The 21,978-nt window shown below is 48.1% G+C and carries 17 protein-coding genes; 7 read left to right on the plus strand and 10 right to left on the minus strand.

Features of this window, described 5'->3' with window-relative positions; all coding sequences use genetic code 11:
- The first annotated feature begins 69 nt into the window (after window positions 1-69).
- From QMA35_RS03025 to QMA35_RS03050, 6 genes are all read left to right on the plus strand, one after another.
- Window positions 70-558, plus strand: a complete 489-nt coding sequence (locus tag QMA35_RS03025) for a hypothetical protein (protein WP_281645655.1) — start codon at window positions 70-72, stop codon at window positions 556-558.
- Between the two features lie 343 nt (window positions 559-901).
- Window positions 902-1,483, plus strand: a complete 582-nt coding sequence (locus tag QMA35_RS03030; protein ID WP_281645656.1) for a TetR/AcrR family transcriptional regulator — start codon at window positions 902-904, stop codon at window positions 1,481-1,483.
- A gap of 83 nt (window positions 1,484-1,566) precedes the next feature.
- Window positions 1,567-2,559: a nucleoid-associated protein gene (locus QMA35_RS03035; protein ID WP_281645657.1), complete on the plus strand. Its 993-nt coding sequence runs from the start codon at window positions 1,567-1,569 to the stop codon at window positions 2,557-2,559.
- Window positions 2,560-2,605: 46 nt separating this feature from the next.
- Window positions 2,606-3,256 carry a cytochrome b/b6 domain-containing protein gene (locus QMA35_RS03040; protein ID WP_281645658.1) on the plus strand — a complete coding sequence of 217 codons (651 nt, stop codon included), beginning with the start codon at window positions 2,606-2,608 and terminating at the stop codon, window positions 3,254-3,256.
- Window positions 3,257-3,356: 100 nt separating this feature from the next.
- On the plus strand, window positions 3,357-5,483 hold the full coding sequence (locus tag QMA35_RS03045; protein WP_281645659.1) for a hypothetical protein: 2,127 nt from the start codon (window positions 3,357-3,359) through the stop codon (window positions 5,481-5,483).
- Window positions 5,484-5,494: 11 nt separating this feature from the next.
- Window positions 5,495-5,884: a hypothetical protein gene (locus tag QMA35_RS03050; RefSeq protein WP_281645660.1), complete on the plus strand. Its 390-nt coding sequence runs from the start codon at window positions 5,495-5,497 to the stop codon at window positions 5,882-5,884.
- A 21-nt stretch (window positions 5,885-5,905) separates the two neighbouring features.
- Here the strand turns inward: QMA35_RS03050 and QMA35_RS03055 are convergent, their stop codons facing one another.
- Together QMA35_RS03055 and QMA35_RS03060 are read right to left on the minus strand one after the other, a co-directional pair.
- On the minus strand, window positions 5,906-6,391 hold the full coding sequence (locus QMA35_RS03055; RefSeq protein ID WP_281645661.1) for a cytochrome c: 486 nt from the start codon (window positions 6,389-6,391) through the stop codon (window positions 5,906-5,908).
- Between the two features lie 93 nt (window positions 6,392-6,484).
- Window positions 6,485-8,569, minus strand: a complete 2,085-nt coding sequence (locus QMA35_RS03060; RefSeq protein ID WP_281645662.1) for a hypothetical protein — start codon at window positions 8,567-8,569, stop codon at window positions 6,485-6,487.
- Between the two features lie 191 nt (window positions 8,570-8,760).
- Here QMA35_RS03060 and QMA35_RS03065 point away from each other — a divergent pair, with 191 nt between their 5' ends.
- A complete protein-coding gene (locus tag QMA35_RS03065) occupies window positions 8,761-9,735 on the plus strand; it encodes an NAD-dependent epimerase/dehydratase family protein (RefSeq protein ID WP_281645663.1) in 975 nt (324 codons plus the stop codon).
- 381 nt (window positions 9,736-10,116) lie between these two features.
- Here the strand turns inward: QMA35_RS03065 and gcvP are convergent, their stop codons facing one another.
- The 8 genes from gcvP to ubiH form a co-directional block, all read right to left on the minus strand.
- Entirely contained in the window at window positions 10,117-13,002 is a 2,886-nt protein-coding gene (gcvP, locus tag QMA35_RS03070; protein ID WP_281645664.1) for an aminomethyl-transferring glycine dehydrogenase, read from the minus strand.
- A gap of 91 nt (window positions 13,003-13,093) precedes the next feature.
- Window positions 13,094-13,483, minus strand: a complete 390-nt coding sequence (gcvH, locus tag QMA35_RS03075) for a glycine cleavage system protein GcvH (protein WP_281645665.1) — start codon at window positions 13,481-13,483, stop codon at window positions 13,094-13,096.
- A 188-nt stretch (window positions 13,484-13,671) separates the two neighbouring features.
- Complete coding sequence (gcvT, locus tag QMA35_RS03080; RefSeq protein WP_281645666.1) at window positions 13,672-14,757, minus strand: glycine cleavage system aminomethyltransferase GcvT; 1,086 nt, start codon at window positions 14,755-14,757, stop codon at window positions 13,672-13,674.
- Between the two features lie 259 nt (window positions 14,758-15,016).
- Window positions 15,017-16,714, minus strand: a complete 1,698-nt coding sequence (locus QMA35_RS03085; RefSeq protein ID WP_281645667.1) for an iron ABC transporter permease — start codon at window positions 16,712-16,714, stop codon at window positions 15,017-15,019.
- A 31-nt stretch (window positions 16,715-16,745) separates the two neighbouring features.
- On the minus strand, window positions 16,746-17,783 hold the full coding sequence (locus QMA35_RS03090) for an extracellular solute-binding protein (RefSeq protein WP_281645668.1): 1,038 nt from the start codon (window positions 17,781-17,783) through the stop codon (window positions 16,746-16,748).
- 138 nt (window positions 17,784-17,921) lie between these two features.
- A complete protein-coding gene (locus tag QMA35_RS03095; RefSeq protein WP_281645669.1) occupies window positions 17,922-18,866 on the minus strand; it encodes a hypothetical protein in 945 nt (314 codons plus the stop codon).
- A 138-nt stretch (window positions 18,867-19,004) separates the two neighbouring features.
- Entirely contained in the window at window positions 19,005-20,243 is a 1,239-nt protein-coding gene (locus QMA35_RS03100) for an FAD-dependent monooxygenase (protein ID WP_281645670.1), read from the minus strand.
- 364 nt (window positions 20,244-20,607) lie between these two features.
- Window positions 20,608-21,816 (minus strand): 2-octaprenyl-6-methoxyphenyl hydroxylase, encoded by a 1,209-nt coding sequence (ubiH, locus tag QMA35_RS03105; protein ID WP_281645671.1) that lies wholly within the window; start codon window positions 21,814-21,816, stop codon window positions 20,608-20,610.
- Between the last annotated feature and the right edge of the window lie 162 nt (window positions 21,817-21,978).

Genomic DNA, 21,978 nt, shown 5'->3' on the forward strand with positions numbered 1-21,978 from the left:
TGTATAAATCAGTGGCCTGGTGAAGGGTTCCCGAGCTGTCAGAAAACAATAATAAGAATTGAAATAATAATGGACAAACTCCACATTCTCTTATTTTCACTGGCTGTCAGTCTTTCGGCACCTGTTGTCGTGGCAGAGGAAGATAACCCAGATGTTCCTCTCTATGATATAGGCGACAACTTCCACCAGTATCCACCAGATTACCGTGAGCCAGATCCTGAGGCTCCAGTTCGTTATGGCCGAACGACCTCCAAATCTTTCCCGCTGCAGGCTCTTGAGCAGGATGAACTTGCAGAAGCTCAGGTCCCGGGAGCTTTGCAGGCTACTGCTGCCGGTGAAGCACTGAGCCAGCAAGAGTCTGAACTTACGCAAAGTGATGGAGCTATCACTATTGAAGAGCTGGAGAACACCGGCATAGGTTTTGATACAAACCTTCCAACCGCGAATGCCACTGTGAGCAACACATCAACCGTTACTATTAATAACCAGACCTATAATGCAGGCGGCACATCGAATGTGAATGTTCAACTTGATGCGGTTGTCACAACACGAAACTAGAACCTTAAAACTAGTCAGGATGGCTCTCAAACCACTCTTTCAAAGCTCTCCTGACACTCTTTGCTTCAATAATAAACTCTGGACTAACCGCCTCATGCCTGATACGAATATGGTTATCCAGGGTTTCTAATCGCCGGATATCAATACCAGAATATTAATACCAATCTGGATATCAATATTGTTGTTGCGGATAAATTCAATCATGGCCAGGGTCGGCCCATTGAGAATCTGTTGGCACTGATACATGCCCGCTCTCCGAAGTCGTGTGGCACTGCTCTGATCATCAGGTTATCGACGCAAGCTCCCGGTTATTGAAATATGTAGAATCAAGGAAGGTTCTGATATGACACGCCCAGCAGGTTTTGAGCGAAAAGAGATTCTGGAACGAGCCATGGATCCATTCTGGCGAAATGGCTATGAGGGTACATCCCTCCGACAACTGGAGGAAGCCACCAGCCTGAATCCGGGAAGCCTTTACCACCATTTTCGCAGTAAGGAAGAATTGTTCCGGGAAGTGCTGATTCATTACATAGAAAATCACCTTCTTTCCCGCCTCGCTCACTACTTGACCCATCATCCGCCCCTGGAAAGTCTGAGGCTGTTTTTCACCACCAGTTATCGTCGGGAATATATTAAGGAATACCGCTGCGGGTGTTTGTTGGTACTGGCCATGATGGAGGGACAGAAAGAAACTTTATCTCCCCTGCTTAAAGATGCTCTTGGTCGCCTGGAATCAGGCTTTGCAGACACATTACTTGCTGCAGGAAAGCCTGCAGCCTGTGGCCGCATACTTCTTGATAACTATTTGGCGCTCCAGTTGTCAGGACACTTACTCGGAAGCCAGAAAACACTGGATAGCTATGTTCGAGGCATCTTCGCGTTTTTGCCCAGCGAACAACGAGAAAAGCAGTTACTGCCAGATTAACCACTCACAGGTTGCCGCCATAGCTGTATAATTATGCTCTTTGCCTTCTGTCAGCCACAGCGAATAATGAGCCTATTTCAGTTATGAGCATTACCAACCTGATTGTTCACCGGATTGAACGCCGCCCCGATGCTGAGAGTTCTGAGCTGCGCACCCGGGCAACCCCTCTTGCCAGTAATAATATCTGCGAAAGTTTTCTGGAAGATCTGATTGCGTCCTACAACAAGAAAGGCGACAAAGGCCACGGGGCATTTGGTGGTGAAGCCACCGTGTTCCGCACCCGGCTTGAAGATTACCTGGAAGAGCGCCTCTCTTTTACCGAGTTCAGTCTCACTGTTGCAGAGGGTTTAAAAGAAAAACTGGATGAAGCCGGCATGTTCCCCGGGGGCTTTATACTGGTAGCGCACTATGTCAGTGGGCTGACCAAATATATGATTGTTGCCACTCTGCCACCGGCTACCAGCACGACTATTACCGAGCAGCTGGAGTTGTCTGATACAACCCACCTTGATCTGGCACGTTTGAGCCTTGCTGCTCGTATTAACTTGAGTGAATGGCAAGATAACCAGACCAGCTCTCGCTATATCTCCTGGATCAAACCCAAAGCTGGCCGCAGACTCAGTGATTGCCTGACCACATTTATTGGTTGCGAAGAAACTGGCGACACCAAAAAAGATACAACCAAGTTAATGAGCGCTGTATCGGATTACTGCAAAACCATTGAATCAGACACCGAACGCAACGATGTTAAGAAAAAGGTTTTTGAATACTGCGATGGACAGCTGCAGGAATACAAAACTATCTCAGTGGGCGAACTTTCCGCACACCTGAACGAAGATGCACCGGAAGGTTTCGAGCGTTTTATAAATACCCGGGATTATGATGTAACACCGAATATGCAACCAAGCCGCAGTCAGCTGAAGAAACTGGTTCGCTATACTGGTCGGGACAAAGGGATTAATATTGCCTTTGATTCCGATGTCTACGGAAGCCGTGTTCGTTACGACAGGGAGCGAGACAGCATTACAATTATCGGCGTTCCAGATACTTTAAAGAAACAGCTGGAAGAGGGCTAATCCCTGTTGAGAAAACTATTGCCAGAACAATAACCGGAGGCAAAGCATGAGCACACACCGTCGCATTCGAGTGTGGGATATTCCAACCCGTTTGTTTCACTGGCTGCTTGTACTTTGCTTCGCCGGTCTCTGGTACACCGGCACAGAAGGCGATATGGATCGCCATGTTCTGCTGGGCTACACAGTTCTTGGTTTACTGTTGTTTCGTATTGGCTGGGGGCTTGGTGGCGGCTATTTCAGCCGATTTAAAGCATTACAGCTTTCCCCTTCTACAGCCCTTAATTATCTTCGTAAAGGAATGAAAACCGATTACCCCGGACACAACCCTCTGGGCAGCTGGGGCGTAGTAGTCATTCTTACAGGAATGTTTGTTCAGGTTGGTAGCGGGCTGTTTGCCAACGACAGCATTCTCACTGAAGGCCCTTTAGCTCAATTTGTAAGTGGCGATACCAGTGACTGGCTAACAACCATTCACTCCCTGAACTTCGATATTCTGCTCTGGATTATCGGCTTTCATGTTGCAGCTGTGCTATTTCATACAATGATCCACAAGGAAGACATCCTGCCCGGCATGATTACCGGTCGGCGGAATATTCATAGCCGCTACCTGGAGCCCTCACCCAGCTCCTGGGAGTTCTTTACTGTGCTTGTACTGTTTGCCACCATGGTTATCACATGGCTCTCTGATCTGGCATAAGCCTTCTATAAGGACGTTTCAGGATCTCCCTCCAGTGCCGATATGACCTGCAGTAACCCCCTGACGATAAAGGAAGTTTCAGGGCTTAGGGAGACTAAGAATGTCCATGCAGGTTGGAGGTGGAGGCGGTGTTCGCCCCTTAGGCCCTCCTACGCAACAGCCGCAGGTTCAGCAACCTGCAACCAAAACAGATACGCAAGCTCCCCAGACAACACCGGGGCGGGCTGGTCAAACCCTGCATAACGTCAACAGCTTCAACAGCCAACCAGTTAGCAATGATCTGGAACAACTCCAACAATGGCTCAACAAGCTGAAAGGCGGCAATCAACCTCAGCAAACTCCCGCCCAACAAACAGCAATATCGCCACAAGGCTCCAATCTTCAACAGGCTCAGCAGAATGCCCAAACAGCCACTGCACCACAGCCCACGGCCACTGGTTCCTCAGAACCTCCATCTACACCGATTGGAGAAACACCGCCAACGCCTGCGCCAACCCCAGCCCCAGCCCCAGCCCCAGCCCCAGCCCCAACAGAAAAGCCGGTGGGAACACAAACTGAAGCTCCAAAACCACCTCCTGAGGAACCCTTGGAGCCACCGCCTCCCCCCCCTCTGACTAAAAACCAAAAGGCCCTGTTAAACAAAGGGCTTGAGAAACTTGGGGGCACACTGGGCATAGGCAAGGCAGACCTTGCGAGGCTGACTCATGCTAAAGCTACATCCAACGACGCTCTTTATTTCTATCAGCTAGGAAAATTGGAAATCCCCCCAGGTAGTGCAAAAGACAGGCAACTCCAGACTGGCCTACGTAAATTATTCAGTGCTATTAACAGCCCAGGACAGCCTATCGCCGAAGCAGTGAAAACAACCATTGTCCTGGATGACGTGACCAAGCTTGCTGGCTCCAAAGCTATCAACCTTCCACCCACCCTGGTTGTTGATCTGGGTGCATTAACGAGCAATGAAGCTGATCGTTTCGTGGCATTGGCTCAGGCTGTTGGAGTCCCTGTGCAAAAAGCAAAAACTTTGCTCAAGGGGTTTGCTGCACTAGGGCAACAATTTGACATAACTCCTTCAGAACTGGATTCAATCCTTGGGAATGCCTCCCGAACAGTGAATACGACTATTTCTGTAGAGATGCAGAAAGCCGCACGATCCATGGGAATCTCCCCGGAGTTGTTCAATGATCTTGCTAACGCTGCGCTCACCAAAGACAGTAAAAAGTTTGCTTCCATCGGTCAGCAAGCCGGATTAAGCAGAGATCAGATCAAAAACATTCTCCCTAAAATAACTAACGCTCTTTCTTCCCTTGGCAAGAACCCCGTCATCACAGGCGAAAAACTTCTGCGCTTCACAAAAGATACTTCTGTACAGAATCAGATTTATGCAGCAGGTAAAGCAGTTGGTCTTTCTCAGTCTCAAAGTATTACGCTAGCCGCCACATTTGTTGATAAAGGGCTTTCCGGGTACTCCGGCCTGGCACAGGAGTACGGCCTTAAAGGTAATGATCTCTCCCTTCTTAACAAACTGCAGAATATTGAAAAGCAGCAAGGACATAATGCCCTGAGACTGGCTACTAATAATGTGGAAAGTATTATTGAACAGCAGGCCCTGGCCCGTGAACTTGGCCTTCAGACAAAATCTATCGGTTGGGGTACAACTTTCAAACCAGCACCATTGAAGCCTCCCAGCCGTGGACCTTTTGATTTCTTCAACAAAATCCGCAGTGCTATCCAGTCTTCCTTGAACAACGTAAAAAAAGCTGGAACTGAGGCTGCACAAGCAGTGACGAAAGCAGCACAAGCAGCGCAAGCAGCGGCACAAGCAGTAGATACTGCCAAAGTTCAGAACGAAATACGTTTTGTGAAGCTCTCTGACGAGCTTCAGAATGTGCGCCAGAATATTAACAAGCTGAAAAAGGCAGCAAGTCATCCACTTATCCGGCATTCCCACCCACATGTGTATGACAAGTTGAGGGGGCTGCAGAATCAAGAACACAACATTAAAGCAGAGCTCGATAAAATCAAAAATGCCGGTCATGCACCTTCAGCAACAAGAGTGCGGGAAATTAAACTGATCGATAAGCTGGATGCTATGAAAGAAAGGCTTGCCAAAATGGAATCACTGGCGAAAAAAAATTCATTCCTATCTATGTTCCACCAGCCAGCCATTAATGATTTAAAGGCTAAGATTAAAACCTTAGAAGAACGCCTCGAAAAGCTCAGGTAAAGGATTAAACGATGGCCAGCCCAGATATTGGACGATCAGCACAACGGGTTTTCAAACACTATAAAAAGCATTACAGCGATATAACAACCCTGTTTGAGCTTTCCAATCTGTCATTACCGTCTTCCCCAGCCATCAGTAATGAACTGCCAGATGACGTGCTTGCCTTACAGCAAAAAGCAGATCAAAGCCTTGAGCAACTCAAGCAATATACAGCCGATGTTGATGCTCTCAATAACATAGACCCAAGCCAGCTTCAATCCAAAAACCCAGAGCTCTGTATGGCCCTGGTTAACTATAAAAAAGATCTGGATGTACTGTTTTCGGCCATTCAGGCTGTTAAAGCCAAAGCGCCAAAATCAGCGAGCAAGAAGGGAAAACGAGTCAGAACCCCCAAATTTTGATTCTGACTCGTTAAACAAACATTACTTATTCTTGAACTTCTTATGGCAGGAGCCGCAGTTATCCGCCATAGCTTTGAAAGCCGGAACACTGTCTTTCATATTACCACTGGCCGCAGCAATCTTGAGCTTGCCCGCATGGTCAGCCAGTTCTTTCATCAACTTATCAAACTCAGCCTTATCTTCCCAGATTTCAGGCTTAGCCTTTGAATCAGAAGTGAGGTGTTTCTTTTCAAAGCCTTCACCAGACCATTGCGTCACAACCGCCAGACGGTCTGCATCACTCTGGAACTGAGCAGCATCAAAAGGCTTCTTCCCTTTGATCATCGCACCCATATCACCAAAGTAGGTGCCTACCAGCGCCATATGAGCTTTACGCAGGTAAACTGCGTCGTCATCCTTTCCAAAGTCCATAGAGTGGGCAGATACACCTGCGACCATCATCATAACTGCAAACGGAACCAGTCCTTTTGCAAGCACTTGTCTTACAACAGCTTTGTTTAACATCATGGTGTGCCTCATCTGGCGGTGTTATTTGATTTTGTTCTTCAGGGTCTCACCAGCATAGCTCCCATACTCTGGTGATACAAAAACATCTGGTCATCAGTAACAACCTTCATTCTGACTTCCACCCGGCAGGGGAATCACCGGTACACGGCCTTCAGCAATATTCTCCAGAAAACAACCATACTGATGCCGCGCCGCTTCCTGTTGAAATACTACGTGATGCCCCGACTTAATTCCATCTTCAGGGTAGCGGACAACAGCTACTGTGCGTCCATCCCTGTTACCAGAAACCGGAGAAAACCATTGTTGATATCCTGCTGTTTTTAAATCGGGTAATAATTGCTCAGTTTCTGAAACGTTTAACTCAGGACCAAAAAGATCAGTACCAAGACTTACCAGTAGAGGTTTTTGATTAAATAAGCCAACCCAGTCATCAAAGTGCCCCTCTACTATCAAGGTGTGTGGAGCCGTCGCCTGTGCTTCAGGTTCTCTGATCCAGCGGGCAGCATTGATGGAAAAATCGACCGGAGCCAACGCTTGCTGAGAGAGTAACCACAATGGATGAAAAGGATCATTCACCACATCGTTTTTACCTGTGAAGAAAAACAGGGGCTCCAGTATATTTCCCAGAGGGTCTTCCCCAAGAACAGAGAGGTGCATAACAAGCCCAAGGTTATAGCTACCAGCACCACTGCCAATCACACCTTGAAAGGGCACAGGGTCAATAGCGGCCTGAGCAATTCCCGTCATCGCCCCGAGAGACTGCCCCATCACAACCTGTGTTGTTGCATCAAATCTTATTCGTCCATCCTCACTCAAAACGCCCGGGCAAAGTGAAGCATCAATATCGAGATTATTAACCAATCTTCGGAACAACACCCTTTCAATAACTGACTGTTCAAAATTGCCTCGCATAGCCAGCAAATTCATAAAGTTATAGGTTCCGATATTGAGCGAGAGTCCGGGTATTAAATCTGCAATAGCATTGAGAAAACCTGTGCTGTCTTCATGGTCAGCACCCATATGTCCACCCATACCCGCTGTCGCCCAATTTCTCTGGGCTGCAACCTGAGATGGGCTGCCCTCCGTTGTGAGGGTTCCATCAGAAAGTGTAACTCCTCGGTCATGGGCCTGTGTCGCATAACCTGCAGTTCCATGGTTATAAAACATCATCGGATAACCGGAAGCCGGCATGGGAACTCTTGGCACAGTCACAACTAGCGGTGTTTCCCGGAAATATTGCACCTGTGGATTATTCACACTGTCATACTTAATGCGCCCTCCAGTCAGGGCGTAAGGAAACAACCCCGACTGCAAGCCTGGCACCTGCCATTGAGAACCCAAAACACAATATTCCGAAGTTACATCCAGTAGCTCAAAATCAGACGTAGGTTGTGCCGGAGCTTGCTCATCAGCCCAGCGAGCCAGGTTCTGCAACGAAGATGATGGGTTACCTGTAGTCCATACAGTTGCTCCCACAATGTCGTTCACTGCTATTCCATCGAGTCGCAGCTGATCTTTAAGGGGCTGATAGATCGTTAAGGCACGTTCAGCGTCGTCAAAATCAATCGTCTTATTTACATGATGGGGGTTAACGCCCTCTAAAAGAGCAGTAAGAACCGGATTAGGAACCAGATTCTGGGCGTGCTCCGGAGAGATCTGCCTGGTTACAACAAGCGCATATGTATTATTTTCCTTTAACGGCTTCCCTGCAGGTAACACCTGTAATAATCCATCAGGACGATATTCATCACCTTTTTCACGATAGGAAACTCTTATAGGAAACCGTTTACCACGTTCATAAGAGGCGGAATCAATATCAATAAGCTGAATAGCGGCATGGGTGGATACATAGTCTTGCGGACTTTCTTCAAATGAGAGGTAAGAAGCTGAAATGCCCCCACCAAAACGCATATAAAGTGGAAGGTTAGGGGCAAAACCAAAATAATCCTTCTCCGCCCATCTCACATAATTACCAATGGTTGCATTCAGGGGGTGTGGAAAGCGACTGAAATTAATTGAACCATCGTCATTGCTTCGAATATCTGATGGAAACCCAGCATCAAAAAATCCCTTCTTGCCACTCACATCCAGAATCATTTGCTTATCTTCATAACATCCCTGAAGAAACAGGAGACCGGTGAGTAAAGTAGAAATATTAATTAAGCGAAATATATCCATATATTACCTATATTATTATTTTTAGCCCTAGGCTCTGTTGAAAGAAGGTAACACTGCATTTAAGGAATAGTAAATCAGGCTTTTAATATCCAGCTAATGCATCATCAAGCCTTTCCCAACACTTCATCTTGTAGATAAAAGCCCCTTCGCCTGTTAGTCTCGCTAAAAAAACAAACCCAAGAGTTAAAATCATGTCAGTCACCCTTGTTACCGGAGCTACAGGCACTGTCGGCTTCAATATCGTGAAATATCTCCTGGAAGAGAATCGTACAGTAAGAGTTCTGGTACGAGATATTAAGAAAGCAAAAAAACTGCTACCTGAAGCGTGTGAGTTTTCACAAGGGGATATCACTGACATTCAAAGTATTGAGCAGGCCATGACAGGTTGTGATGTGGTTCATCATGCGGCGGGACTTCCCGAACAATGGTTTAAAAACCCGGACATTTTTACCCACGTAAATGTTAGCGGAACCCAAAATATGCTGGCCACAGCGAAAAAACTTGGCGTAAAGAAATTTGTTTTTACCAGCACCATAGATGTTTTCGAAGGTCATGCCCATCAGCTCTACGACGAATCAATACTGGATACCAAACCCAAAGGCACATTTTATGAACGAAGCAAGCAAGCGGCTGACAAGCTTGCTGTAAAAGCCATGAACGATGGTCTGAACATTGTCTTTATTCATCCATCTGCAGTGTATGGGCCAGGGCCAGACATCCATCATTCAGTCGGTATAAATGAAGTTATTACCAAAGTCAGAAACAATGATATTCCTTTACTGCTACCCGGTGGATTTCCAGTCGTTTATAGCGAGAATGTAGGCAAAGCTCATGTTGCCGCTGAGAGCATGCCATCCGGCAGTCGTTATATTCTCAGTGATCAGTACGTTACTCTTACCGAGCTTGTTGGGCTTATTCACAAGCAACTGAATATCAAACGTAACATTCCGCATGTTATGCCAGTTTGGGTTGGTTCAGTCATTGCAACCACCGGCGAATGGATTGCTGGTCTTATTAATAAAAAACCACTGATTGCCAAAGGTGAGCTGACTTTTCTGCAATGGCAGGCGATTCCCAATGGCCAGAAGGCCACAAAGGAACTTGGAATCAACTATGTCGGTTTACAGGAAGGTCTGCAGAAAACAATAGAATTGCAGGATGCTTAAACTGCATGTCGGCCAAGTTGTTATGTTTACTCTTGGCCGACATTCAATGCCTTTCATAGCTTAGACCTATTGATCACTGTTCCTTGATCTTCTGAACTCGATCCAACCAGCGCCAGCAAAAAGCCCTGCTGCACCAGCTACAGCACAAAGAGTTCCAAAAATACTCACTGAAACATAAGGCGTAACCGTTCGGTTTAGCCACTCAATGGTTGGTCTGGTTTAGGGTCTTACTAACAATTTCTCCTTGAGTTTAATCTGATGAGGTAAACCAGACTTTTACTTTCGATAGACAAACGTGCCAGAGTTTGTGTTCCTGGTTAAACAGAAAACGGCCTGCATACACAGGCCGTCTGATTTTTTAAAAACATTCTATTTCGGCTGTTACTCCTGATATTCCTCTACAGGCACACAAGCGCAGAATAGATGCCGGTCACCATAAACATTGTCGATACGGTTTACAGTTGGCCAGAACTTCTCGCCACCGCCAAACTGAGCAGGATACACAGCTTCCTGTCGGCTATAAGCACGATCCCACTCACCAAGAATATCAGCCTGGGTATGGGGAGCATTGACCAGAGGGTTATCGTCTTCTGGCAGCTCACCTTTCTCAACTCGATCGATTTCCAGACGAATGGAGATCATGGCATCCACAAACCGGTCAAGTTCCGCTTTGCTTTCGCTTTCGGTTGGCTCAATCATCAAAGTTCCGGGAACCGGGAAACTCATGGTGGGCGCATGGAAACCATAATCCATCAGACGCTTGGCGATATCCTCTTCACTGATACCAGACGTAGCCTTGATTGGACGAATATCAATAATGCACTCGTGAGCGACACGATCATTACGGCCGGTATAGAGTACTGGATAATGCTCACCCAGACGATCAGCCAAGTAGTTTGCCCCCAGAATAGCTACAGCTGTTGCCTTCCTTAAACCTTCGCCGCCCATATTGCGCAGGTAAGTCCAGGAGATTGGCAGGACTGATACAGAGCCCCAAGGTGCAGAGCTGACAGCTGTATTTCCTGAATCTGGACCATCCAGATTAATCACCGAGTGATTGGCAACAAAAGGCTTCAGATGAGCTTTAATGCCGATAGGTCCCATACCTGGACCACCGCCACCATGAGGAATACTGAAAGTTTTATGCAGGTTCAGGTGAGAAACATCAGCACCAATTTCACCAGGCTGGCTAATGCCAACCTGCGCATTCATGTTGGCACCATCCATATAAACCTGACCACCATTGTCGTGTACGATATCGCAGATTTCGCGAATCTCTTCTTCATACACACCATGGGTAGAAGGATAGGTAATCATCAAACAGGACAGCTGATCACCAATTTCTTCCGCACGCTGCTTCAGTTCAGCGACATCGACGTTACCATAGTCGTCACAACCGGTAATCACAATTTTCATACCGGCCAGCATTGCTGAGGCTGGGTTGGTTCCGTGGGCAGAAGAAGGAATCAGACAAACGTTACGATCATGATCGCCGCGGCTTTCGTGATACTTACGGATTGCCATCAAACCAGCGTATTCACCCTGCGCGCCTGAGTTTGGCTGCATGCAGATAGCATCAAAACCAGTCACGGCTTTCAAATACTCATCCAGTTCAGAAATCATTTCCCGCACACCTTCTGTGAGTTCAGTTGGTGTAAATGGATGCAGATTTCCGATTTCCGGCCAGGAAACCGGCATCATTTCGCTGGCAGCATTGAGCTTCATGGTGCATGAGCCCAGAGGGATCATGGAGTGATTCAGAGCCAGGTCACGGTTTTCTAAACGTTTCAGGTAACGCATCATCTCTGTTTCAGAGTGATAGCTATTGAAAACCGTATGGGTCAGCACAGGTTCACGTCTGAACAGTTGTACCGGAATGGAAGAAGAAGTTTTTTCCTGTAAACCCGTATCAATGGTGTTTACGTTCAGGGCATGACCTTCCCCAAGAACAACATCCCACAGAAGAACGATATCATCACGACTTGTTGATTCATCGAGAGAAATACCGATCAGGTTTTCGTCTGTTTCGCGCAGGCAGATACCAGCTTCGCGGGAACGCTTAACAATGCCGTCTTTATCTTTGACTTTCAGAGTCAAAGTATCAAACCAAGTGTCGTTTACCAATTCAACACCCTTGCTCTTGAGGCCAACAGCCAGAATGTCGGTTAAACGATGAATGCGCTGAGCAATCTTCTTCAAGCCATCGGGGCCATGATAAACGGCGTAGAAGCTTGCCATATTGGCTAACAACACCTGTGCCGTACAGATGTTACTTGTGGCCTTTTCCCGACGGATGTGTTGTTCGCGGGTCTGCATAGCCATACGCAGTGCTTTATTGCCCCGGGTGTCCACGGATACACCGATCAGGCGCCCCGGCATAGAACGTTTGTGCTTATCACTGGTGGCAAAGAATGCGGCGTGCGGGCCACCATAACCCATGGGAACACCAAAGCGCTGGGCGCTTCCCAGTACAACATCAGCACCCAGTTTGCCGGGAGCTTCCAGCAGCATCAGGCTCATAATATCGGCCACAACACTGACAATAGTTTTGTTGGATTGGAGACTGGCAATTAACTCCTGATGATCACGAACATCACCCCAGGTGCTGGTGTAAGCCAGTAACGCGCCAAATGCATTCTGCTCTGAGGCTTTTGCGGCAGGGCCAACAACAACCTCAATATCAAAGCCTTCGGCTCGGGTTTTCACTACATCGATAGTCTGAGGATGGCAGTCTTCATCAACATAAAAGACATGAGACTTCTTGTTTCTGGATACACGACGGGCAAGGGACATTGCCTCACCAGCAGCTGTGCCTTCATCAAGGAGGGAAGCGCTGGCCAGATCCAGACCTGTCAAATCAAGGGTTAATTGCTGGAAGTTCAAAATCGCTTCCAAACGACCTTGAGCGATTTCCGGTTGATACGGTGTATACGCGGTGTACCAGCCCGGATTCTCCAGAACATTACGCTGAATAACCGGAGGAACAATCGTGTTATGGTAGCCCATACCGATAAAGCTGCGGGCAGGTTTGTTCTTGCCTATTAAACCTTTCAAATAAGATAGAGTTCCCTGCTCTGTATGGCTCGGCCAGTCTAGCGGTGAATACTTTTGCAGAATGCTGCCCGGTACAGTGTTGGCCAGCAGGGACTCCAGACTGTCTTCCCCCAAAAGACCAAGCATAGCTTTGATATCTGCATCACCTGGGCCGATATGACGGCGAATAAAATCTTCGCTGTTCTCCAGCTGATAAAGAGATGATGTGGTCATAAAATCACTTACCGTTCTTATATAGTAAAAAGCCCCGGTACTCGCGATGAGCCCGGGGCTTTCAGATTGTCAGTTCTGAAACCTGGCTCAGTTACTCGTCTTCACACACAGCTGCATAAGCTTCTGCATTGAGAAGTTCACTCAGTTCAGTTTCATTGGAAGGCTTCATACGGAAGAACCAGCCTTCTGCGTAAGGGTCGCTGTTAGCCAGCTCAGGGGTTTCTTCCAGGGCATCGTTGATGGCAACAATCTCACCGGATATTGGCGCATAAATATCGGAGGCAGCCTTCACAGATTCAACAACGCCAGCTTCATCATCTGTAGCGAGCTCCGCACCAACTTCTGGCAGCTCAACAAAAACGACATCGCCCAGCGCTTGCTGTGCGTGATCGGTAATACCGATGGTTACAGTGCCGTCTTCTTCCCGACGAATCCACTCGTGAGACTTCACATAACTCAGCTCTGCAGGAATATTGCTCATGGCCTGATCCTCTGAAATGTAATCAACTATTCATCAATGCAATGACGTAACAAACTGTCGAGGGTACGCAACTGCACTTCATTTCTTTTCGTTTTACCCTAAATAGGGTTTAAAACAGCTGACTCTAATCAACATTAGTGTCAGCTGCTGAAAAAGTTGCCTGCACTGCCGTGCAAACGGTAATTCAGTTACTCAAACACTTTTTTACCGTTACGGACGAAAGAAGGTTTGATAACACGAACGGCGACAAGTTTACCGCGCATTTCCACCTGCGCATTGTCAGCTGTGCCAGCTGGAACCCGGGCCATGGCAATAGAATGCCCCAGGGTAGGAGAGAATGTGCCGCTGGTAATCACGCCCTCACCAACACCTTCAACGACAACTTTCTGGCCATGCCGGAGAACACCACGCTCCTCCAGAACCAAGCCTACCAAGCGATCCCAACCTTTCTTTTCCCGAATGGCAGACAGTGCTTCACGTCCAATAAAATCCCGATCCGCAGGTTCCCACGCTACACACCAACCCATATTGGCTGAGAGTGGGGTAATGGACTCATCCATGTCCTGACCATACAGGTTCATACCGGCTTCAAGGCGCAGAGTATCGCGGCAACCCAATCCACAGGGGCTCACACCTGCACTAGCGAGAAGTTTCCAGAATTCTGCCGCTTCTTCTGAAGGCAGGGTAATTTCCAGGCCATCTTCACCGGTGTAGCCCGTACGGGCGATCAACCAGCCTTCACATTCTCGCCCCTCAAACACTTTCAGGTCACGAATAACCTCAGCCTTGGCTGGAGAACAAGCCTGTGCGGCCAGCTCACGGGCTTCAGGCCCCTGCACGGCAATCATGGCAACACCGGGCTGCTCGGCAAGAGTCACTTCAAAAGCTTTTGCCTGTTTGTTCATCCAGGCCAGATCTTTCTCACGGGTTGCACAGTTCACAACCACCCGGTAACCCCAGGACATGCGGTAAACAATCAGGTCATCAATCACTCCACCTTCAGCATTCAACATGCCACTGTAGAGAGCTTTGCCATCGAAGGTGAGACGATCAACATCATTCGCGAGAAGATAACGAAGAAATTCCCGGCACTGAGGGCCAGTGACATCCAGGGCAGTCATATGAGAAACATCAAACATACCAGCTTTCTGGCGAACAACATGATGTTCTTCCATCTGGGATCCATAGTGCAGCGGCATATCCCAGCCGCCGAAATCGACTATTTTTCCGCCTGCTGCTTCATGAACAGCGAAAAGAGACGTCCGGCTACCCATAGAGTGTCTTACCCCTAGAATGAAATCGTTTTGAACCTGAATAAGGCTATAAAACAGGCAACAAGCAGCTCATAAACACCGCTTCTGCATAATTGGTTTGCGCATTCTAAAGGCACACATTCGTTTACTCAAAGAGCATTTTTACATTGTTTTTTTCTAATTCAAGCAGATATAAACAAATGGACTGACTAGGTTTAAACTGGCGAGCTGCATGGTAATGACAGAAGAGAATTCTATACAACTCGCAAAAACAGAAGGATTAACCGACTCTTGATCGGCGGATTAGAAAAATTACCGGAATCATTCCAGCCACAATCAAACTGATTGCAGGAAGGGCTGCACGCTCCCACTCGCCTTCGGCTGTCATTTCATGAATTCGAACAGCCAGTGTATCCCACCCAAATGGACGCATGAGAAGAGTCGCAGGCATTTCTTTCAGTACATCGACAAAAACCAAAAGCATGGCAGTAAGCAAGCCAGGCATGACTAATGGAAGATAAACTTTCAGTGAAACTGAAAATGGCGAGTGCCCGAGAATACGAGCGGCTTCATGCATGGAAGGCTTCACTCGTTCAAAAGCATGGGCAACTGGTTTCAGGGCCACAGCAAGAAAACGAATCAAGTACGCCAGAATCAGTGCAATAACACTACCCAGAAGCAATTGCTCTACAGGTAAGCCCATCCATTGTTGAAGTGGAGCGATAATTTCATTATCCAGAAATCCGAACAACATCATAACAGCTACAGCAAGCAGCGCTCCGGGCATGGCATAACCCAGCCCTCCCACACGCTCAGCAAATCTGGATAGTGCGCCCGGTTGAAAACGCCCGCCCAAAACCAAAACAGAAGCCGCTGCTACTGTTGCCAGGGCAGCAAATCCCGCCAGCAATAACGTATTCAAAACAAGGTCGGCATAACGTGCATTAAAATCATTCCATGCATGAGTATAAACCCACCAGCACAACTGAATGACCGGCAGTAGAAAAGCCAGCACAAAAACTGTTCCGCAAAAACCACTGGCAAGCCAAGCCTGAATCCCTGTTAAGCGCTGGCGAGGCATAATGCGCTGACGCTCACTTTGGGCAACACTGTGTCGCCCCTTCAGCTGCTTCTCAACAACCAGAAATATTACGATAAATACCAGTAGTACAGATGCCAACTGCGCTGCAGCTTTCAAGTTAAAAAAGCCAAACCAGGATTTATAAATCGCCGTGGTAAAAGTGTCGTAATTAAAAACCGAGACTGTGCCAAAATCAGCCAGTGTTTCCATAACCGCAAGAACAGTTCCACCAATAATTGCCGGGCGGGCTACAGGTAAAGTCACCCGCCAGAAGGTGCGTAATGCTGACATCCCCAATAATCTTGAAGCTTCATACAATGAACGCCCCTGACCTTGGAACGCACCACGGGCGAGCATGTAAACATAGGGATAAAAAACCAAGACCAGCACGGTAACAACACCAAGTGGAGACCTGATATCAACCCAGGTAAAACCATCAATATTTTGCCGCATCCAGCCCTGCAGCGGGCCGCTGAAATCAAACACGCCTAAATAGACAAAAGCCAGAACATAGGCAGGAATAGCAAAAGGCAGCATCAGTGCCCATTCCAGCCAGCGCCGCCCCGGAAATTCACAAAGCGAAATCAGTGCAGCCAAAGCTGTTCCAAGAACCGCAACCCCTGTTGCCACACCGAAAACCAATACAACTGTATTCCAAATCAATCCGGCCAGTTGTGTTTCAACAAGGTGTTGCCAAACATCAAACTGAATATCCCGCCAGCTGAAAATCAAACTACCAAGAGGTAACAGAACAAGAGCAGCAATAGCGAGAGTGAGAAGAGACAAGGGTTGTTTGAACAACGCAAAAGCCGACAGGTGTTGTTTTAGCAACACCCATCGGCCAGAAAGGGAAGTGCCCGGCACAGATACCGGGCTTGGTGTTTGAGAATAGGACATCCGTTTTTAAAACTACTTTTCGTAAACGGTTTTAGTTGTAGTGAACCTTGTCCATCAGTTGAATGGCTTTCGTTTGCTTCTCACCGGCTACAGCAATATTCAGCTGGTCTGCTTCGAAGCTACCCCATTCAGCAACCAACTTAGATGGTGCGATAGAAGCGTTGGCTGGGTACTCCATATTGCTGTCTGCAATAATGCGCTGCGCTTCTTCAGTGCTCATCCACTCCAGAAAATCAACGGCAGCAGCTTTGTGCTTGGCATAACGGGTCACACCAGCGCCAGAAACATTGACGTGTACACCAGAACCGCCCTGGTTTGCCCAGAACAGTTTTAATCCATTGTCAGGTTTTTTCTTCTGCAAACGACCAAAGTAGTAAGTATTTACAACGGTCACATCGCAGACGCCTGCAGCAACGGCTTCCATTGCTTTGGTGTCATTACTGAACACTGGAGCTGCCAGATTATTAACCCAGCCTTGCAGAACCTGTTGGGTTTCATCTTCACCCAGTCGTTCAACCATGGTGGCAACCAGAGATTGATTATAAACCTTTTTGGAAGTACGCAGGCAAAGACGACCTTTCCAGCGGGCATCAGCCAGATCTTCGTAACCTTTCAGCTCATCGGCTTTTATGCGATCAGCGGCGTACACCAGTGTTCTTGCACGAACAGACAGTCCAAACCAGTCACCATTATCCGCACGGAGGTGAGATGGAATATTTTTTTCCAGAGTGTCAGATTTCACAGATTGAAGAACACCCTGCTTACTGGCTTGCCAAAGGTTACCTGCATCAACGGTAATCAACAGGTCGGCGGGAGTGTTTTCACCTTCTGTTTCCAGACGAGCAAGCAGAGGACCAGCCTTATCGGTGATATAGCGAATTTGGGTTCCGGTCTTTTGGGTATACAGATCAAACAGGGGCTTAACCAGATGCTCTTTACGAGCACTATAGATCACCAGTTCTTTACTCTTGGCAGTTTCCTGCGCACTCACTGGCTCTGATGCAACAACAACTGCAGCAACGGTTGCTGCAACAATACCCGATACCCACGCGGCCATTTTGGCTTTCATGGATAACCCCCCTTTGGAATAACACAACGATTAATTGCGCAAATACTAATTATTCTCATTTAGCTTTGCAACACCATTTGTTATTCCCAAAAAAAGGGCAGCCGAAGCTGCCCGTTTAAACATGAAATAGAAGTGGCCTTATTCTCCAGAGTCAGCTGGTTCTGGCATTGGTGGCATCATATGCTCCATGCCCGGTGGCATATCTCCCATACCGGGCATTCCCATTCCATCCATACCGGGAGGCATACCATCCATTCCTGGCATGTTCTGCATCTGCTCCATGACCTGATTTACGGACTCACGAACCGTATCAATCATGGCCTGGAAGCCATCAGTAAAGCCTCTGTGGAAAACAAGAATCGCTTTGGGAGAACCAGGTTCAGGCTCATCAATAGCAGACTTCCCGGCATCCTTCGGCCCATCGCCACCAAATAAGGATTCCATTGAAGTCGGTAGAGTAAGGGCTATTGCACGACCAGACATATAACCGCTGATATAGCTGTTTTTCAGAATGGCATTCGTCGGGTCACCCTGACGGCTTGCATTGTAGGCAGCAGCAGCCTCACACCAGCGGTCACGGTATTCATTATCCGTTTCTTCACCTTCAGTGCATTCGTATTCAATAATGCCCTGGGCATCAAGAACACCGATATAACCACTTTCATAACCATTAGCGGCAATGGGTCGGCTCTGAAGATTATCAATTGCAGGAGTTCGCCCCTGCATGGCATCGAGACTCCCCAGTTTCCAGGATTCAATAAACTCGTCGCGTGCACTGGTATTGTCAGCCTGAAAATTATTGTTTTCTTTCCAGTCTTTCAAACCTCGACACCAGAAGCGCTTATCTGGTGTCATACCCGAAGAATCGTCACAGTCGTAGCCTACAACTTCACTGGGGCGGATATCTTCAATGGTCACCCGTTCAACATCCTGCTCAATAGGCGTTACAGTCTCAGTCACATCCTGTTGTTCTTTATCATCATCCTCGTTTCCACATCCCTGAAGCATGATTGTTACAAACGCAGCCATGACAACAGCCATAACCGCTGGCAGTGATTTCACTGCACTGGAACATCGGGTCATATCAGTACCTCTTCTTTCTGAACCCGGAGCTTCGCTCCGGCCCCCTCGCTCCCCGTTATCCGGGCAGGCTCTTTGATGCGCGAAGGGAAATATAGTTCAAAGTACAGAGGTACTAGATTCAAGAAATACTGGTATCTGTTACTTACTGTTTCTGGAGATTTCAGGCAGATCTCCTCGCAACCCCATGGCGCGGCTGACAATCTCTTGTTTTAACAACGGAATCCGGTCTGCCATATTTAACCCAGTGTTACGAAGCCAGCGAAACAGCATGTGGTCGCTGTGAAACAGCCGCTGCAGACCTTCCATAATTCCTGCCATAGCCAGATTATGGCTTTCGCGGGATCTTTGATAACGATCCAGAATATGGGGAGCAGAAAAGTCTTCTTCGCGAGATTGCGCCCGTTTAATCTCTTCTGTCAGGCTGGCAACGTCCAGTAATCCCAAATTTGCCCCCTGCCCGGCCAGGGGATGAATGGTATGTGCAGCGTCACCAATTAATACCACCTGCCCCCGATAATACTGGCGGGCATGGCGCTGTCTGAGTGGGTGACATAAACGTTCGCCTGCGCTGATTATGCTCCCGAAGCGCCCTTCAATAGTGCTACCCAATGTTGCCAGAAACTGCTTATCAGGCAGTTTCATTATTCTTCGGGCTTCATCAGGAACCAGAGACCAGACAATTGAGCAGAAGTGTCGCCCATCAGAAGATGATGGCAGCGGTAGAAATGCCAAAGGCCCGGTATCCAGAAAGATTTGCCAGGCCGTCCCTTCATGGGGCTCTTCTATCTCCACTGTTGTGACAACTGCGTGGTGAAGATAATCCCACTCCCTCATAGGAATTCCTGCCCAGTAACGAGCTCTGGAACCAGCACCGTCAGCAGCAATTAACAACCTCGTGTGCAACTGACTATCATCCCAAAGCCTGAGGCTGACGCCATCATTTTTTCCCTGCCGCAGCCCCTGGATCTCAATACCACTTAATAACTGGATATCTGATTTCAGTAACCGGGAAAGTAAGGCATTACGAATAATGCTGTTTTCAACAATGTGTCCGAGGTGATGAACATTCAGCTCCGATGCTGAAAAGGAGATAGAGCCGGTACCCGCAGCATCCCATACATACATACCGGAATAAGGACATGCTCGCTGACTGTGAATATGCTCCCAAACGCCAAGATGTTTCAGAAGGTTGATGGAAGCTTCAGTTAAAGCGCAAACCCGCGGATCAAATTTGTCGTCGCTCAGAGTTCCGCTGGAAACTTCCAGTGAGCCCGCGTCAACCAGAGCTATATTGAGGGCTGTATTTTCAAGAGCCAGAGCCATGGCAGCACCAACAATGCCACCACCCAAAATGATAATATCGTAGTCCCGCGTCATACTGCCTCAGTACTCATCATCACGGATATACGGCACCACTTGACTAGGGTCTGTTGAGGTTTTGGCTTCGAGCTCAGCATTTCCGAGGGCTTTCATGGTTATACCCGGAGGGCACTATAGGGCACAGCGTTGCCGGAATGCTTACTTCCTTTCAAAACGCTGAAACGCAGCCATGGAAGCCCTCGGGAATGCCCTTCGGGTGGCTATAAAAGCAGCCATCTACCACGTCAGTCTTGCTCAATGTAGAACAACTACGATTTTCACAAGCCTTTCTCACAGCTGGTTGCTTTTATAGCCACTGAGCCGAAGACAAAACCTCAACAGGCCCTAGAGCGGGCCGCACTATCTTTTTCTTTTTAGAAAGTTACCGGCCAAGTCCCATTGCCTGCCGGGCGAACCAATCGCGTAGGGGGAACAGTAATTCCATACTCAACAGCCCGGCATTCCGAATACCTGCCAGCGCTGCTGAGCTGTTAGAAAACAGACTGACCACCTGATCACTAAAACCGATGGTCTGCTGCTGATCCAGCTTCCTGCTCTCTACATAAGACAACAATGTATCCAGACCACCCAACTGCTTTCCTGCTTGGTTGGCATCAGCCAGCACCTGAGCCAGAATCTGCACATCCCGTAAAGACAGGTTGAATCCCTGACCGGCAACCGGGTGTAGACTATGAGCTGCATTCCCAAGAACGACTAATCCGGGCCTCACCTGCTCCCGGGACTGCCGCAATGACAGAGGATAGCTGAAACGCTCACCAACCTTACTAAATCGTCCTAACCGGTAACCGAACCTGTCCTGAAGTTCCTTTAAAAAGTCTTCATCCACCAGCTGCATGCGTTCATCGGCAATAATTTCAGGCATTGTCCATACCAAGGCACAATCACCACCAGCCCTGGGCAATAAGGCCATAGGGCCTTCATCGGTGAAGCGCTCATAGGCCACATTCTGATGATGACGGGCTGGAGATACATTGGCCACAATAGCTTTCTGGCCGTAGTCGCTCACATCAACATCCACTCCAAGGGTTTCTGTTAAACCTGAACGCCCACCATCGGCAAGAATCACTAACCCGGCAGTCAGCGCCTTACCCTGCTCCAGTTCCAGTGTCATCATTTCAGGATCAGGAATCAGGCTTTTCACCTTAACCGGGCACAACCACTCAATACCCTCTGCCTGCTGCACCTCAGATAGCAAAACCCGCCCCAGCCAGCTGTTATCCACAACATAACCCAGCGCTGGCACATTGTGTTCGTCTGCATGGATTCTGGTCATGCCAAAGTGACCACGATCCGATACATGAATGCTGTTTATTGGCTCAACATTAGCGGCGACACTTTGCCAAAGGCCAAAACCTTCAAATATCCCTCTGGCACCTTCCGCAAGGGCAGTCGAGCGGCCATCATAGCTTGGCTGCCAGGCATCCACAAACAGCGACTCATCCGGCATCGCCACTGCTTCTATCACCACAAGCGACACATTGTCCGGCAGAGCGTTTCTGAGGCCAACGGCCAGTGTAGCGCCAACCATTCCACCGCCAATAATGGCTATATCGTAGTGGTCCTTCTGCATATCTGTTCTTAGCTCCCCGATATCTGGGCTCAGTGTACTCTTCCGGGCCGATCTGACAAAACAGTCAGTAAAACAGGCAGAAAGAAAACTCCTGCAATAGTCGGGGTCAAACCGTCATACCCAAACGATTCGGCAGATTCGGCATGGCTACACCTTTACTTG

The organism is Parendozoicomonas sp. Alg238-R29 (genome assembly GCF_947331445.1).
Lineage (GTDB): Bacteria > Pseudomonadota > Gammaproteobacteria > Pseudomonadales > Endozoicomonadaceae > Sansalvadorimonas.

Bases quoted from the DNA above. Each gene is read 5' to 3' on its own strand.
- QMA35_RS03025 (WP_281645655.1), top strand. From the start codon at position 70: ATGGACAAACTCCACATTCTCTTATTTTCACTGGCTGTCAGTCTTTCG.
- QMA35_RS03030 (WP_281645656.1), top strand. From the start codon at position 902: ATGACACGCCCAGCAGGTTTTGAGCGAAAAGAGATTCTGGAACGAGCC.
- QMA35_RS03035 (WP_281645657.1), top strand. From the start codon at position 1,567: ATGAGCATTACCAACCTGATTGTTCACCGGATTGAACGCCGCCCCGAT.
- QMA35_RS03040 (WP_281645658.1), top strand. From the start codon at position 2,606: ATGAGCACACACCGTCGCATTCGAGTGTGGGATATTCCAACCCGTTTG.
- QMA35_RS03045 (WP_281645659.1), top strand. From the start codon at position 3,357: ATGTCCATGCAGGTTGGAGGTGGAGGCGGTGTTCGCCCCTTAGGCCCT.
- QMA35_RS03050 (WP_281645660.1), top strand. From the start codon at position 5,495: ATGGCCAGCCCAGATATTGGACGATCAGCACAACGGGTTTTCAAACAC.
- QMA35_RS03055 (WP_281645661.1), bottom strand. From the start codon at position 6,391: ATGATGTTAAACAAAGCTGTTGTAAGACAAGTGCTTGCAAAAGGACTG.
- QMA35_RS03060 (WP_281645662.1), bottom strand. From the start codon at position 8,569: ATGGATATATTTCGCTTAATTAATATTTCTACTTTACTCACCGGTCTC.
- QMA35_RS03065 (WP_281645663.1), top strand. From the start codon at position 8,761: ATGTCAGTCACCCTTGTTACCGGAGCTACAGGCACTGTCGGCTTCAAT.
- gcvP (WP_281645664.1), bottom strand. From the start codon at position 13,002: ATGACCACATCATCTCTTTATCAGCTGGAGAACAGCGAAGATTTTATT.
- gcvH (WP_281645665.1), bottom strand. From the start codon at position 13,483: ATGAGCAATATTCCTGCAGAGCTGAGTTATGTGAAGTCTCACGAGTGG.
- gcvT (WP_281645666.1), bottom strand. From the start codon at position 14,757: ATGGGTAGCCGGACGTCTCTTTTCGCTGTTCATGAAGCAGCAGGCGGA.
- QMA35_RS03085 (WP_281645667.1), bottom strand. From the start codon at position 16,714: ATGTCCTATTCTCAAACACCAAGCCCGGTATCTGTGCCGGGCACTTCC.
- QMA35_RS03090 (WP_281645668.1), bottom strand. From the start codon at position 17,783: ATGAAAGCCAAAATGGCCGCGTGGGTATCGGGTATTGTTGCAGCAACC.
- QMA35_RS03095 (WP_281645669.1), bottom strand. From the start codon at position 18,866: ATGACCCGATGTTCCAGTGCAGTGAAATCACTGCCAGCGGTTATGGCT.
- QMA35_RS03100 (WP_281645670.1), bottom strand. From the start codon at position 20,243: ATGACGCGGGACTACGATATTATCATTTTGGGTGGTGGCATTGTTGGT.
- ubiH (WP_281645671.1), bottom strand. From the start codon at position 21,816: ATGCAGAAGGACCACTACGATATAGCCATTATTGGCGGTGGAATGGTT.